The sequence below is a fragment of the Chryseobacterium sp. X308 genome, from assembly GCF_020733145.1.
In the GTDB taxonomy this organism is placed as follows: Bacteria; Bacteroidota; Bacteroidia; order Flavobacteriales; family Weeksellaceae; genus Chryseobacterium; species Chryseobacterium cupriresistens.
Genome location: NZ_JAJFZH010000002.1, coordinates 58852 through 72741, shown reverse-complemented (window position 1 = coordinate 72741; position 13890 = coordinate 58852). Strand labels below are relative to the sequence as shown.

Below are 13890 nucleotides of genomic sequence, written 5' to 3'. Positions count from 1 at the left end.
AATTATCGACGCAAAAAGGCACTTCATTGCTGAAGTGCCAAAAATTAACTTGAAATAAAGATATAGAGGAGTGATTGATTTATAGTTTTACTTTTTTATTGATAATTTTTCCATTAGAAAGAGTGATCTGCACCAGATATATTCCCGGTTCCAGGTTTCTTGACTCAAACACAGGTTTATTAACGTCCTGTTGAACGATCAGAGAGCCAGATATACTGTAGATGCTGATGTTCTTAATATCATTCACGGATTTAGCCACAATCTGTTGTCTCTGGGTGTAAATATCAGTACTGTTTTCTGATGATAATATGCCGCCAGCCGATTTACTGAACTGAAGGTTATAGTATGGAGTAACAACTTCAAACGTATAGTTTTTGTTTTCAAGATTCTGAATATTGATTCCTCCGGCCTCCCGATATTGTTTTGAGGAAATACTTTTGATCAGCGTTTTATTTTCATCAAAAATATTCACAGCAGTAAGTTCATCCTGATCTACTTTCAATTGCAATATTGATGCATTGGCAGATTGTATAATTTCATTTTCGGTAACTTCCTTAGGCGTGTTTTTGACGTATGGAATGATTTTATCTTCATTGTTTTCCGATACTTTCAATAAATAAACACCGTCTTTTAAATCAGATAAATTTTGGTTACCGGCTGTTCTGCTCTGTGCTTTTTCTTTATTGAAATCTGTAATTTCAACCAGCTGCATACTGCCCAGGTCCGGTTTTATCTGTGAAGAAAGAAGGGAAGGTTTTTCAGAAGTTTTCTCCGGTTGCTTACCGAAAATTGAACCTGCAATCGCCCATTCATTAAGAAGGCCGCCGCTTCTCAGGGTATTGAATTTCGCATTGGAAGCTAAAGTGAAGGGCAGAATTCCCCCTACATGTCCTAATGGACCCCAATAAAAGGAATCCAGTTTATACTTGTTCAGATCCCACCATGGATAATAGCCACGCTGAACATCGATGGTTTTAGAAGTATTTTCAGGCGGGATAGCTAAATCTATGGTAGAATGTCCCAATGTCATAGGCGTTTTATTATACCAGTCGTATACATCCTTAGGTTTCATGCATAGCCTTAGCTTGTTATTGGGATTGTTGGTAACATCATTGACGAAACTGGTGGTAAAGAGCTTTCTCCATATAACAGGCCCCCACAAAAGTCCGCCGTTATCCTGAACGACATGATAGTTGTATTTGTCCAGATATTCTGCAGAAATAACTTCTGAAATGTCATTATTATAGGTTTTATATCCCGTATTGTTGCAGGTATGAAGGACATTCGCCAGGAATGAGGTGAAAGGATAAATATCTTTTTCAAGGACTCCTTTATTTAAAGTTACTCCTGAAAAATCATAAGGGCCGTCGCCCATGTAAGCATATTTGAATTTGATATTATCAGGATTTGAAATGCTTAATCTTTTTAAGGTAGACATTGCAGCATGTGCGCCCTGAGAATATCCGGCCAGGAAATATTCATCATAACGTTTGATGTTCAGTTGTGCCAGTACTTTATTGGCAGCGGTAATGAAATCTATGGTAGCTCCGGCTTCTGTGGCATAATCTACATATGGGTGAGTTCCGTCCCCGGTTCCCATCCCTACGTAATCAGGGGCCATCAGAATATACCCGTTGAGTACATAGGATAATTCGACCACAAATCCAGCGGTTAAAGCCCCTTTGAAATTAGACGGAACATTGTGCCTGTTGTCTGTAGTTCCATGGTCAGATACCACTGTTGAGAGTTTAAAAGGTACATTAGGATACATGAGTAATCCGGTAGCTTTTACAAGAACATTGTTCTCATTTTTGGTGTAATAAGTGATTTTGTATCCTTTCAGCCCGATATTGAAACTGTTTAGGTAGTTGGCAAACTCAGGAGCATTCTGATCACCAAGATTATTGGCTATAAAATTGATGACTCCCTGTGGTGTTAAATCCAGTTTCTGTTCGGCACTTACAACATCACCCGCCTGCTGTGCAAAGTAAAATGGAGCTGTAAGACTTAGTAAAAAAGTTGTGATTTTTTTCATATTGTTTGTTTTTGTGTGGTATTAAAGTAATAAATTTAATAAAACAATAAAAACTTTAGAAGATCAATAATTATTCATTGAATATAAAATCCCTGCAAAGTGAGTAAACAAAAGAGTCCGACCATTGGCCAGACTCTTTATCATTTATAATTGGTATATTTTTTAGAAAGCGTTAATTCCTGTGATGTCCAATCCGGTAATCAGTAAATGAACGTCATGTGTTCCTTCATAAGTAATTACAGATTCCAGGTTTGCGGCATGTCTCATCATCGGGAATTCACCCATAATTCCCATACCTCCTAGGATTTGTCTTGATTCTCTTGCAATGTCAATCGCCATTTTCACGTTGTTACGTTTAGCCATTGAAATCTGGGCCGGAGTTGCCTTATGGGCATTTTTAAGGTTTCCTAGCTGAAGACACAGTAACTGAGCTTTTGTAATCTCTGTTAAGAATTCAGCTAATTTTTTCTGCTGAAGCTGGTAAGAACCGATTGGTTTTCCAAACTGTTTTCTTTCTTTGGAATACTGAACGGCAGTACAGTAACAGTCAATAGCAGCACCTATTACTCCCCAGGAAATTCCATATCTTGCAGAATTCAGACAAGATAAAGGTCCTTTCAGTCCTGTTACTCCCGGAAGCAGGTTTTCTTTCGGAACTTTTACGTTGTTAAATACCAGTTCTCCGGTTTTGGAAGCTCTTAAGCTCCATTTATTGTGAGTTTCAGGAGTGGTGAAACCTTCCATACCTCTTTCAACAATCAATCCCTGTACTTTTCCTTCCTCATTTTTTGCCCATACTACAGCGATGTCGCATAAAGGAGAGTTGGTGATCCACATTTTTGCCCCATTTAAAAGATAATGATCTCCCATATCTTTAAAATAAGTTTCCATAGAACCAGGATCAGAACCGTGGTTAGGTTCAGTCAATCCAAAAGATCCGATCATTTCTCCGGCAGCAAGCTTAGGAAGATATTTCTTTTTCTGCTCCTCAGAACCGAATTCGTTAATAGGGAACATCACCAATGAACTTTGTACCGAAGCAGCAGAACGTACCGCAGAATCTCCTCTTTCCAGCTCCTGCATAATCAGACCATAAGAAATCTGATCTAATCCTGAACCGCCATACTCAACCGGGATATAAGGCCCCAATGCTCCGATTTTCCCCAATTCTCTCATAAGATTAGGAAGATCTGTATGATTTTGAGCGGCCTGATCTATCTGCGGCATTACAAAACTTTCAACCCAGTCTCTCACAGATTGGCGGATTAGTTTATGTTCTTCAGTAAGTAAAGCATCAATTCCATAATAATCAGGGATGCTTGTAAGAGGATAATATGACATGATTTTTTGATTTGGTTAAAAGTAACATTTTTCGTGATGTTCTGAAAATTTTTTTAAAAACTTGTTTTACTATTGATTTTCAGAGGGCTACTGCTACTTTGTTGATGATTTGAGTTAAATTTATATTTTTATGACTCCTCATCATTAGAGATGGGATACTGATTGGTAGAATTATGAACTTTAGTTTTAAATTTATAAAGATAAGGGGCTTTATTAGCTGAGCCGTCATACAGTTTTTCCATTCTGTCCAGAATATTTAAACTTAAAATTTTTCGCTGAAAATTATTTCTTCTGAATTTTTGTCCTAAAATAGTTTCATACAGAGCCTGAAGATCTTTCATGGTAAATTTTTCAGGAAGCAGGTTACTTGCTGCAACCTCTGTATTGATATTCATTCTCAGGTATTCAAGGCCTGTCTCTATAATTCTGTCGTGGTCGAATGCCATTTTAGGCAGGTTGTTGACTTCAAACCATTCACAGCTTTCATTGAAAGCATCAGGGAAAGTATCAGCCAGCGAAAAATCAATGAGGCTGCAGTAACCTACGGTAACAAAACGCTGGAATATCCAGTGATCTTCAGGAACGGTTATTCCTTTATTTTTAAGAAGGATCTGATGTACATTGTTCTCCGTACGGTCTATTCTTCCAAAGGTGTGAAACTGTTTCAAAAATAATCCTTTAAGATGGGTTCTTTCAAACAAAACCCTTTCAGCAGCTTCTCTCAGGTCTTCATCATTGAAAACAAAACCACCCGGAAGTGACCATAGATCCAGATCGTGATATTTTAAAAGCAAAACTTTCAGAATATTATTATGAAAGCCGAATATGGTGCAGTCAACGGAAATATGCGCTACGAAATCTTTCGTGTCAATGAGTTCCTGTAGCGTTTCTTTACTTTTTGTGTCTTTAATTTTCATGGCAGTAAAAATAAAACTATTTTCTATTTGTGACAGTAAAATATATAAAACTAATCACAAAAAGCAGAATTACAGAAGATAAGATGTATAATGGATAATAATTCAACAGCTGTTTTTCAAATAAAACAGCCATAATGATAGAGCTTACAGAGCTGCCCAGAGAAGAAAAAATAACAATAAGCGAGGTGAAAAGATTAATCTTGTCTTTATCCACCTGTGCAATCATTTTTGAGTTGATCACAGGGTAGAGGGGGGAAAGAAACAAACCAATAACCGGAAATAAAAAAAGTAAATAGCCGGAATCCTCCGAGTCAAAATACTGTATCCCCAGTATAATAATCAGTAAGGTGATGATAAGAACCATACATGTAATATAATATCTGGGCAGTGAAAACCTTTTGATAATATTGGCAGTAACCGTTCGTCCGGCATAAGAAAAGACGGATAGAAAAGAAGTGGCCTGAAGCGCAAAAAAAGAATTGACCTTCAAATGGTTTTTGTAAAAAGAAGGAAGCCATGAATTGAATCCCTGCTCTACAAAGACGATAAAAAAGATCACTCCTAAAAATAAAGCTACTGCAGGTGTGGTAAACCCGGAAAGTTCTGAGAGAATGCTTTTGTTTTCCATAGGCCTGGAATCTGCTACTTCTATCTTCGAGAGCAGAAAAATGGTAAATGCTGATAATAAAGCAATCATCAGGAAACCAAACTTCCAGAATTCCGAGTACTGGCTGGAAATTATCCACCCAAAACCGGTATTAACCACGAAAATTCCGATCATAAAAGAGGCTTCTACATTATTCATGGTCTTTGCCAGGGATTTTTCATCCGAAATATTATTCCTGATAATTCCAAAAACACAGATTTTACCAATAGCGAAACAGGCTCCTATAATCGCAAACCACAATTTATAAAACCAGAAGACCTTTACAAAAGGAAGAAGACAGGAGCAGACTCCTACAATAGCCAGGGCCAGAATCAATGCTTTCTTTGGACCGGTTTTGTTGATGAAGCTCACTGCAAAAAGCGAGATAAAAGCAATGGGCAGATCTTTAAAAGATTCTAAAAGCCCCAGTTCTCCGTAGGTAATTTTCTCTTCAGACAGCTGCAAAATCACCAATCCCATACAGTTTAAAACCATTGAAAAAATGAGAAAGGTAAGTTTTAAGGGAAGAGAAATTTTGGATGGCTTGGTGATCATTTTGGGAGATGAATTTATTAATTTTTTATGATATTTTATGAAATATTGATGCGAAGATAGGGCTTCTAACCCTGAAAAATAAAAGAAAAATTAAAATTTTTATGAATAGAATGTTAATTAATTGAAAAAAAATATATTTTTATTGTCTCAATTTGAGAATTAAACAATAACTGTATATGAATGTAAGAATATCAAGAAGCGTAGGAGTGGTTGCCGTCCTCTATTTTACGGCCAACTTCAGTGCCCAGACCACCAAGGCGAAGGACACAATTGCGAAAGAAAACAAAATAGACGAAGTGGTAGTCATCGGTTACGGTACTCAGAAAAAGAGTAATGTAACGGGAGCTATTGCGAGTATTAAAGCCAGCGACATTGAAAACATACCGGCAGGTAAGCCTGAACAGGTATTACAGGGTAGAGCTGCCGGTGTTTCTGTGGTTACCAATTCCGGACAGCCTGGTGCTGCTGCTACTGTACGTGTAAGAGGGATTACCAGTTTTGGAGCTGGAAGCAACAGCCCTTTGTGGGTAGTAGATGGTATTGTGGTAGACAATATCGGATGGCTTAACCAATCGGATATAGAAAGTATAGAAGTGCTAAAGGACGGAGCATCATCTGCAATCTATGGAGTCTCTGCAGCAAAAGGAGTAATCCTGGTGACAACCAAAAAAGGGAAGAGAGGAAAACTTAGTCTTTCTTATAACGGGTTTTATGGTTTCTCAAATGCATCCAAAAAACTGGATCTCCTAGATGCTACACAATATGCTAAAGTTATTAATGAAGGTTTTGTTAATGACGGAAAGGCACCCAGATTTTCTAATCCTGAATCATTTGGGAAAGGTACCAACTGGCAGGATGCTATTTTCGGAACCGGTGAAAAATCTTCTCACGAAGTAAGCATTACAGGTGGTAATGAAAAATCCACCTACTATACCTCGTTTGGATATTTTGATCAGACTGGTATTGTAATGAGTGATATTTCTTATTACAAAAGAATCAATGCAAGATTCAATTCAACCCATAAAGTGACAGATTATCTGACCATAGGGCAAACCTTTGCGTACACACACGTGAAATCTCAGGGAGTAAGTGCAAACGAAGAATTTGGCGGACCATTGGCATCAGCAGTAAACCTGGATCCTACGACTCCGGTTGTGGTGACAGATTGGTCAATGGTTGACCCAAGCGGTTATACCAATCCTTATATCATACGTGATTCTGAGGGACATCCTTACGGAATTTCCCCATATGTAAATAATGAAATGACCAATCCACAGGCTTTCCGTCACATACAGCAAGGCAATTATAACTGGTCTGATGATTTTGTGGGGAATGTTTTTGCAGAGCTTAAGTTTCTTGATCACTTTACATTTAAAACAAGTTTAAATGGTAAGAAATCTTATTGGGGAAGCCGCTCTTTTACACCGAAATATTATTTAAGTCCAAATTTTAATAATACCGGTTTTAACAGTCTGAATAAAGTGGACGAAAATAAGTTCGAATGGAGCATGGAAAATACATTGACCTATCAGAACAAGTTTGGTGATCACAACATCAATATCATGGTTGGGCAGGGTGTTTACCGATACAACATTGCGGGCGGTGCCAGTTTGACTTACAGTAACCTTCCTATTGATAACTGGCAGGATGCTTCCTTCAATTTTGATATTCCCAGGGAAAATATCACAGCAAAAGGATGGGACGGAATCGAGACCCGTAAAGCATCTTATTTTGGTAGAATCATTTATGATTATGCAGATAAATACTTATTTACAGGAACAATCCGTAGAGATGGTTCTTCAAAATTTGCTACCAACCAGCACTGGGGAACTTTCCCATCTATGTCACTGGGATGGAACGTTCATAAAGAAAACTTCTGGCCGGAGAACAAAGTTGTTAATAATTTAAAATTAAGAGGAGGTTACGGAGTGTTAGGGAATGACGAAATGGATAACTTCAGATTTGCAAGTTTCATGGTTTCCGGTAGTAATTATACCAACTCCAGTAATAATATTATCATTGGTTATGCGAAAAGTACTTTGGAAAACCCTAATTTGAAGTGGGAACAGACCAGCCAGCTGAATATTGCTGCAGATCTGAAATTATTCAACAACTTTACCTTAACAGCAGATTGGTACAAAAAGAAGACTACTGATATTCTCAGACAAATCAATATCCCAGGTTATGTAGGAGTTCCTGTTTCACCTTGGGCAAATGTAGGAGATATGGAAAACTCAGGTGTTGAACTTGAATTAGGCTACAAGAAAAATTGGGAAGATTTCAGCATTTCGGTTAATGGTAACTTCGCAACCATAAAAAATAAAGTTCTTAGACTAGAGGATGATATTGAATACTTCAACCTGGCTTCTTTCCAGACCATGGGAGCGGTATCCAGAGTAGCAGTAGGGCAGCCCTACGGATCATTTTACGGACAAACATATAGTGGGGTTTTCCAGAATCAGGCACAAATTGACAATTATGTAAATGCCAATGGTGTAAAATTATTACCCGATGCAAAACCTGGGGACTTTATCTGGCAGGATAATAATGGAGATGGTAAAATTGATGACAATGATAAAGTAAACTTAGGAAGCTCTATCCCAAAATATACTTTCGGACTTACCGTGAATATGAGCTATAAGAATTTTGATCTGATGATGTTTGCGCAAGGACAGGCTGGTAACAAGATTTTCCAGGGGTTAAGAAGATTGGATTTGCCTGATGCCAACTACCAGACAAGAATCTTAGACAGATGGACAGGTGAGGGATCTACCAATGATAATCCGAGACTTACCCGCACTGATTCTAACCACAACTATTCATGGATGTCTAACTATTACCTTCAGAAAGGAGATTATGTGCGTCTGAAAATTGTTCAGCTAGGATATACTATTCCTCAGGATGTTACCCAACGTTTTGGAATGAGCAAGGTAAGACTGTATATCACAGGAGAGAACCTGGTTACTTTTACAAAATATACAGGATATGACCCTGAAATTGCGGGAAGAAATAATTCTGAGCAGGATATTATCGGTGTAGACAGAGCTTACTATCCACAAGCCAGAACATTCCTTATAGGAGCTAATATTCAATTTTAATGACCAACAAAATGAAAAATAAGAATTTAATATATAAAGGACTTGCCGTAGCGTTTCTGACAGGTCTGAGTTTTACCAATATCGGTTGTAGTGATTCCTATCTGGATGATGTAAAGAATTCAGGATCTTTTAATACAGATTTATATTTTCAGAATGAGCAGCAGTCTTTCAGTGCATTGATCTCCGTATATGATCCTTTAAGAAAGTATTCGGCTGGATTTGAAAATACCGTAACATTCTTTAATGCAGGATCTGATGATTTTTATTCCGGTGGGGGAAATTCCAATGACGGAGCGGGTATTCAGGGAATGAATAACTATATGATCAACGCCAATACAATGCCAGCCAGCTATTGGAGAGATTACTATCAGGGAGTTGCCCGTGCTAATCTTTTAATAGAAAGAGTTCCGGGGGCAAATATGAATGAGGATCTTAAAAAAAGATATATTGCAGAAGCTAAAGTCCTTCGTTCTTTATATTATTTTGAATTACTAAGAATGTTTGGAAATATTCCTTTGATTCTTAATACCATAAAGTTCGATGATAATTATTGGAACGTTCCACAGGCCAAGCCAAGTGATGTTTATGCACAGATAGAAAGCGATATTGTTGCTGCTATTCCAGACCTTATGATGACGCCGATTATCAGTGATAAGGGGAGAATCACGCAGGGAACGGCCAGAGCTATTTTAGGTAAAATTTATCTTTATGATAAAAAAATGCCTCAGGCAGCCGCTCAATTTGCTGAAGTAAATGGTACGCCTGGAGGAACCAGTCAGTATGGCTACAAACTTGTGGCAAATTATGCAGATTTATTTAAAGTTGCATTGGAAACTGACCAGGATCCAAACAAATACAAATTCCCATCAGAATCAATTCTTGAAGTAATGCATACCAATAAAGGAAGCTCTGACTGGGGATTCTGGGGACAGGGAAAAGACGAAGGAAACTCTATCAATGTGATGGTAGGTCCCCGCTCTTATTCATTAAAAGATATCCCGAATAACAATGCTCCGGATATCTATTCCGGTTGGGCATTTAATACCGTAACAGAGAACTTTGTCACTTTTATGCAGGGAGATCCAAGACTGGACGTTACCGTTTTCAATGCAAAAAAACTGGTGACAGAGGGTAAGGTTACTTATGCGCCTGCTTTTGCAGATACCGGATACTTTCTCAACAAGTATTTACCTACAAACGCTTTAAAAACATCACTTCCAGGGCCTCCTGAGCTTAATTTCAGACAAAATTATATTGCCATCAGATTGGCGGATACTTATTTAATGGAGGCTGAAGCATTAGGTGCAACCGGAGCAAGAGCACAGGCATTATTAGATGCAGTAAGAGCAAGGGTCGGTTTAGCATCGGTTCCGGTTTCTTTACAGGCTATTAAAGATGAAAGAAGAAGAGAGCTTGCCGGAGAAGGGCACAGATGGTTTGACCTTGTAAGATGGGGAGATGCTCCATCAGTACTTGCATTCAAAGGATTTAAAGCCAATAAAAATGAAATTCTTCCCATTCCTTTCAATGAATTGCCGAATACAGCTTTAAAACAAAATCCTGGTTACTAAAATATGAAGTTTCACAACTTATATAGTTTCTTTAGAGGTGCCGCACTGCTTAGTGGTGTGGCCCTTTTTTCTTTATCTTGTACCTCAGTGGCTTCCAATAAAGAAAATGAAGTGCAGTACTGGCTTACAAAAGGGGATGAAAGTGTAAAATTACAACAGCAGACTTCCGTTAAATTTGCAAATATTACCAACAGCTTTCAGAATATTGAAATTGATGATACTCAAAAGTTTCAATATATTGATGGCTTTGGCTATACATTAACAGGAGGAAGTGTTGAGGTAATCAACCGGTTGTCGCCTTCCAAAAGAAAAGCACTGCTTAACGAACTTTTTGGAAATGATAAAAATTCAATATCCATCAGCTATTTAAGACTGAGTATTGGCGCTTCCGATCTTGATGGAGAAGTATTCTCGTACGATGATCTGCCTGAAGGACAGACTGATCCTTCTCTTTCAAAATTCAATCTGGCAAAAGACAAGGCTTTGATTGGGATGTTGAAGGAAATTTTAGCAATTAATCCTTCCATTAAAATCATTGCTGCCCCGTGGTCTCCTCCGGTTTGGATGAAAGACAACGGTAAATCAAAAGGAGGAAGTTTAAAACCTGAATTCTATGGAACGTATGCTCAATATTTTGTAAAATACATCCAGGGAATGAAAAAAGAAGGGATCACCATTGATGCTGTAACTCCTCAGAATGAACCTCTACATCCCGGAAATAATCCAAGTTTGTATATGCCGTCTGAGCAGCAGGGAGATTTTATTAAGAACCATCTTGGTCCGGTTTTTAAAGCCAACGGAATCACTACTAAAATTGTTGTGTATGATCACAATTGCAACAAACCTGAATATGCTCTTGATATTTTAAAAGATTCTGAAGCCGGCAAATATATAGACGGATCTGCTTTTCATCTGTACGAAGGCGATATTTCTGCATTAAGTACGGTACATAATGCTTTTCCGGGTAAGAATTTATACTTTACTGAACAATGGACAGGTTCAAAAGGCACTTTTACCGAAGACCTGAACTGGCATACGAAAAATGTAATCATAGGCTCTATGAGAAACTGGAGCAAAACAGCTTTGGAATGGAATCTTGCCAACGATCCAAAATTTGCCCCTCATACAGATGGTGGATGTACGGAGTGTAAAGGAGCCATAACGGTTTCCGACAGTGAGAATTTCACCAGAAATGTGTCCTATTATATCATTGCACACGCTTCAAAATTTATTCCGGCAGGATCTCAGCGTATCGCTTCCACTCAGACTGATAAGCTTTCAACGGCTGCCTTTAAGACTCAATTTGGGAAAATAGTTTTAATTGTGCAGAACGATAATCAGGCAGATGAAAATTTTAATATTAAATTTGCCGGGAAAACCGCTGCTGTAACAATTTCGGGACGTTCTACAGCAACCTATATTTTTTAATTTGATACTATGAAAAGAGTTTATTTCTTACTGGCATTTTCTGCATTGGGATTGAATGCTTACGGACAGAAGACCATTGATCAGAAAGTAGCAGAGCTGCTGTCTAAAATGACCCTGGAAGAAAAGGTAGGGCAAATGGTGCAATATAGTGGTTTTGAATATGCTACAGGACCCCAGCAATCCAATTCCGCGGCTGTTTTGGAAGAAATCAGGAAGGGAAAAGTAGGTTCTATGCTGAATGTTGCAGGATCAGAGGAAACCAGAGCTTTTCAGAAACTGGCGATGCAGTCAAGGCTGAAAATTCCTTTACTGTTCGGGCAGGACGTTATTCATGGTTATCGTACCACATTCCCTGTCAATCTCGGACAGGCGGCAAGTTGGGATCTGGCCATGATTGAAAAGTCAGAAAGAATTGCTGCTACAGAAGCTGCCGCTTACGGTATTCACTGGACGTTTGCTCCGATGGTGGATATTGCCAGAGATCCGAGATGGGGAAGAGTAATGGAAGGTTCAGGAGAAGACACCTACCTGGGAACAAAAATAGGACTGGCAAGGATTAAAGGATTTCAGGGTAGAGGTCTGGGAAGTCTTGATGCAGTGATGGCCTGTGCCAAACACTTTGCAGCCTACGGAGCCGCTGTAGGCGGAAGAGATTACAATTCTGTAGATATGAGTCTCAGACAATTGAATGAAACTTATCTTCCTCCTTTCAAAGCCGCTGCGGAGGCAGGAGTAGCCACTTTTATGAACTCCTTCAATGATATTAACGGAATTCCCGCAACGGCCAACCAATATATACAGAGAAACCTCTTAAAAGGAAAATGGAATTATAAAGGTTTTGTGGTGTCAGACTGGGGAAGCATCGGAGAAATGGTTCCTCATGGTTATGCTAAAGATGGTGCTGAGGCTGCTGAAAGAGCAATACAGGGTGGAAGTGATATGGATATGGAAAGCCGTGTGTATATGGCAGAGCTTCCAAAACTGGTGAAAGAAGGAAAAGTAGATGCAAAACTGGTAGATGATGCAGCGGGTAGAATTTTAACCAAGAAATTCGAAATGGGACTTTTCGATGATCCTTACAGATTCAGCAATGAAAAAAGACAAAAAGAACAGACCGATAATCAGGAAAACAGAAAATTCGGAAGAGAATTCGGATCTAAAAGTATTGTTCTTCTTAAAAACCAGGGAAATATTCTTCCGCTTTCGAAAAGTGTAAAAACAGTTGCGCTGATTGGCCCTTTCGGGAAAGAAACGGTAGCGAATCACGGTTTCTGGTCTGTTGCTTTCAAAGATGATAATCAAAGAATCGTTTCTCAATTTGACGGAATTAAAAACCAGCTGGATAAAAACGCTACTTTATTATATGCAAAAGGCTGCAATGTTGACGATCAGGATAAAAGCCAGTTTGCCGAAGCAGTAGAAACAGCGAAAAAAGCAGATGTTGTCATCATGACGCTGGGAGAAGGCCATGCGATGAGTGGAGAAGCAAAAAGCAGAAGTAATATTGGTTTTACAGGTGTTCAGGAAGATTTATTGAAAGAAATTGCCAAAACAGGTAAGCCCATCATTCTGATGATCAATGCCGGAAGGCCTCTGATTTTCAACTGGGCATCAGACAATATTCCTGCCATTATGTATACATGGTGGCTGGGAACAGAAGCAGGAAACTCTATTGCAGATGTTTTGTTCGGGACAGTGAATCCCGGTGGAAAGCTTCCAATGACTTTCCCAAGAACAGAAGGGCAGATTCCTGTGTACTACAATCATTACAATACAGGAAGACCTGCAAAAAATAATACAGACAGAAACTATGTTTCAGCGTATATAGATCTTGATAATGATCCCAAATACCCATTTGGATATGGTTTAAGCTATACGGATTTCAAATATTCTGATATGGTTTTAAATTCCACAAACCTGACAGGAAATCAGACTCTGAATATCAGCGTTACGGTTTCCAACACAGGAAAATATGACGGAGAAGAAGTGGTACAGCTTTATATCAGGGATCTTTTCGGAAAAGTAGTCAGACCGGTAAAAGAATTGAAAGGCTTCCAGAAAGTATTCATCAAAAAAGGAGAAAGCAAAAAGATCGATTTTAAACTGACTCCCGAAGATCTGAAATTCTTTGATGATAACTTGAATTTTGATTGGGAAGGCGGGGAATTTGACATTATGGTCGGGACGGATTCTCAACATGTTCAGACCAAAAGAATCACCTGGACCAAATAAATTCAACAGGAGTGGGCTTTAGCCCGCTTAATCAAAAGTCAGAAAAAAATGGCTTTAGCCAAAACTT

General features: G+C 38.6%; 8 protein-coding genes. 4 read left to right on the top strand and 4 right to left on the bottom strand.

Features of this window, described 5'->3' with window-relative positions:
- Positions 1-79: 79 nt before the first annotated feature.
- The 4 genes from LIV57_RS03380 to LIV57_RS03365 all read right to left on the bottom strand — a co-directional run bounded on the left by LIV57_RS03380 (position 80) and on the right by LIV57_RS03365 (position 5494).
- Positions 80-2035, bottom strand: coding sequence for a T9SS type A sorting domain-containing protein (locus LIV57_RS03380; RefSeq protein WP_227941419.1), 1956 nt, complete (start codon positions 2033-2035; stop codon positions 80-82).
- A gap of 162 nt (positions 2036-2197) precedes the next feature.
- Positions 2198-3376, bottom strand: coding sequence for an acyl-CoA dehydrogenase family protein (locus LIV57_RS03375; RefSeq protein ID WP_227941418.1), 1179 nt, complete (start codon positions 3374-3376; stop codon positions 2198-2200).
- 128 nt (positions 3377-3504) lie between these two features.
- The gene (locus LIV57_RS03370) at positions 3505-4293 is read right to left on the bottom strand and encodes an NUDIX hydrolase (RefSeq protein ID WP_110008647.1); all 789 of its coding nucleotides are present in this window, start codon (positions 4291-4293) and stop codon (positions 3505-3507) included.
- 16 nt (positions 4294-4309) lie between these two features.
- Complete coding sequence (locus tag LIV57_RS03365; RefSeq protein WP_227941417.1) at positions 4310-5494, bottom strand: MFS transporter; 1185 nt, start codon at positions 5492-5494, stop codon at positions 4310-4312.
- Positions 5495-5670: 176 nt separating this feature from the next.
- Between LIV57_RS03365 and LIV57_RS03360 the strand changes: the two genes are divergently transcribed.
- The 4 genes from LIV57_RS03360 to bglX are packed head-to-tail and all read left to right on the top strand — an operon-like array spanning position 5671 to position 13823.
- Positions 5671-8592, top strand: a complete 2922-nt coding sequence (locus LIV57_RS03360) for a SusC/RagA family TonB-linked outer membrane protein (RefSeq protein WP_227941416.1) — start codon at positions 5671-5673, stop codon at positions 8590-8592.
- Positions 8593-8603: 11 nt separating this feature from the next.
- Positions 8604-10163: a RagB/SusD family nutrient uptake outer membrane protein gene (locus LIV57_RS03355; protein WP_227941415.1), complete on the top strand. Its 1560-nt coding sequence runs from the start codon at positions 8604-8606 to the stop codon at positions 10161-10163.
- 3 nt (positions 10164-10166) lie between these two features.
- Positions 10167-11591 (top strand): glycoside hydrolase family 30 protein, encoded by a 1425-nt coding sequence (locus tag LIV57_RS03350; RefSeq protein ID WP_227941414.1) that lies wholly within the window; start codon positions 10167-10169, stop codon positions 11589-11591.
- 9 nt (positions 11592-11600) lie between these two features.
- Entirely contained in the window at positions 11601-13823 is a 2223-nt protein-coding gene (gene bglX, locus LIV57_RS03345) for a beta-glucosidase BglX (protein ID WP_227941413.1), read from the top strand.
- The last annotated feature ends 67 nt before the right edge of the window (positions 13824-13890 follow it).

Coding starts and splice junctions, on each gene's coding strand:
- LIV57_RS03380 (WP_227941419.1), bottom strand. CDS start 2,035: ATGAAAAAAATCACAACTTTTTTACTAAGTCTTACAGCTCCATTTTAC.
- LIV57_RS03375 (WP_227941418.1), bottom strand. CDS start 3,376: ATGTCATATTATCCTCTTACAAGCATCCCTGATTATTATGGAATTGAT.
- LIV57_RS03370 (WP_110008647.1), bottom strand. CDS start 4,293: ATGAAAATTAAAGACACAAAAAGTAAAGAAACGCTACAGGAACTCATT.
- LIV57_RS03365 (WP_227941417.1), bottom strand. CDS start 5,494: ATGATCACCAAGCCATCCAAAATTTCTCTTCCCTTAAAACTTACCTTT.
- LIV57_RS03360 (WP_227941416.1), top strand. CDS start 5,671: ATGAATGTAAGAATATCAAGAAGCGTAGGAGTGGTTGCCGTCCTCTAT.
- LIV57_RS03355 (WP_227941415.1), top strand. CDS start 8,604: ATGAAAAATAAGAATTTAATATATAAAGGACTTGCCGTAGCGTTTCTG.
- LIV57_RS03350 (WP_227941414.1), top strand. CDS start 10,167: ATGAAGTTTCACAACTTATATAGTTTCTTTAGAGGTGCCGCACTGCTT.
- bglX (WP_227941413.1), top strand. CDS start 11,601: ATGAAAAGAGTTTATTTCTTACTGGCATTTTCTGCATTGGGATTGAAT.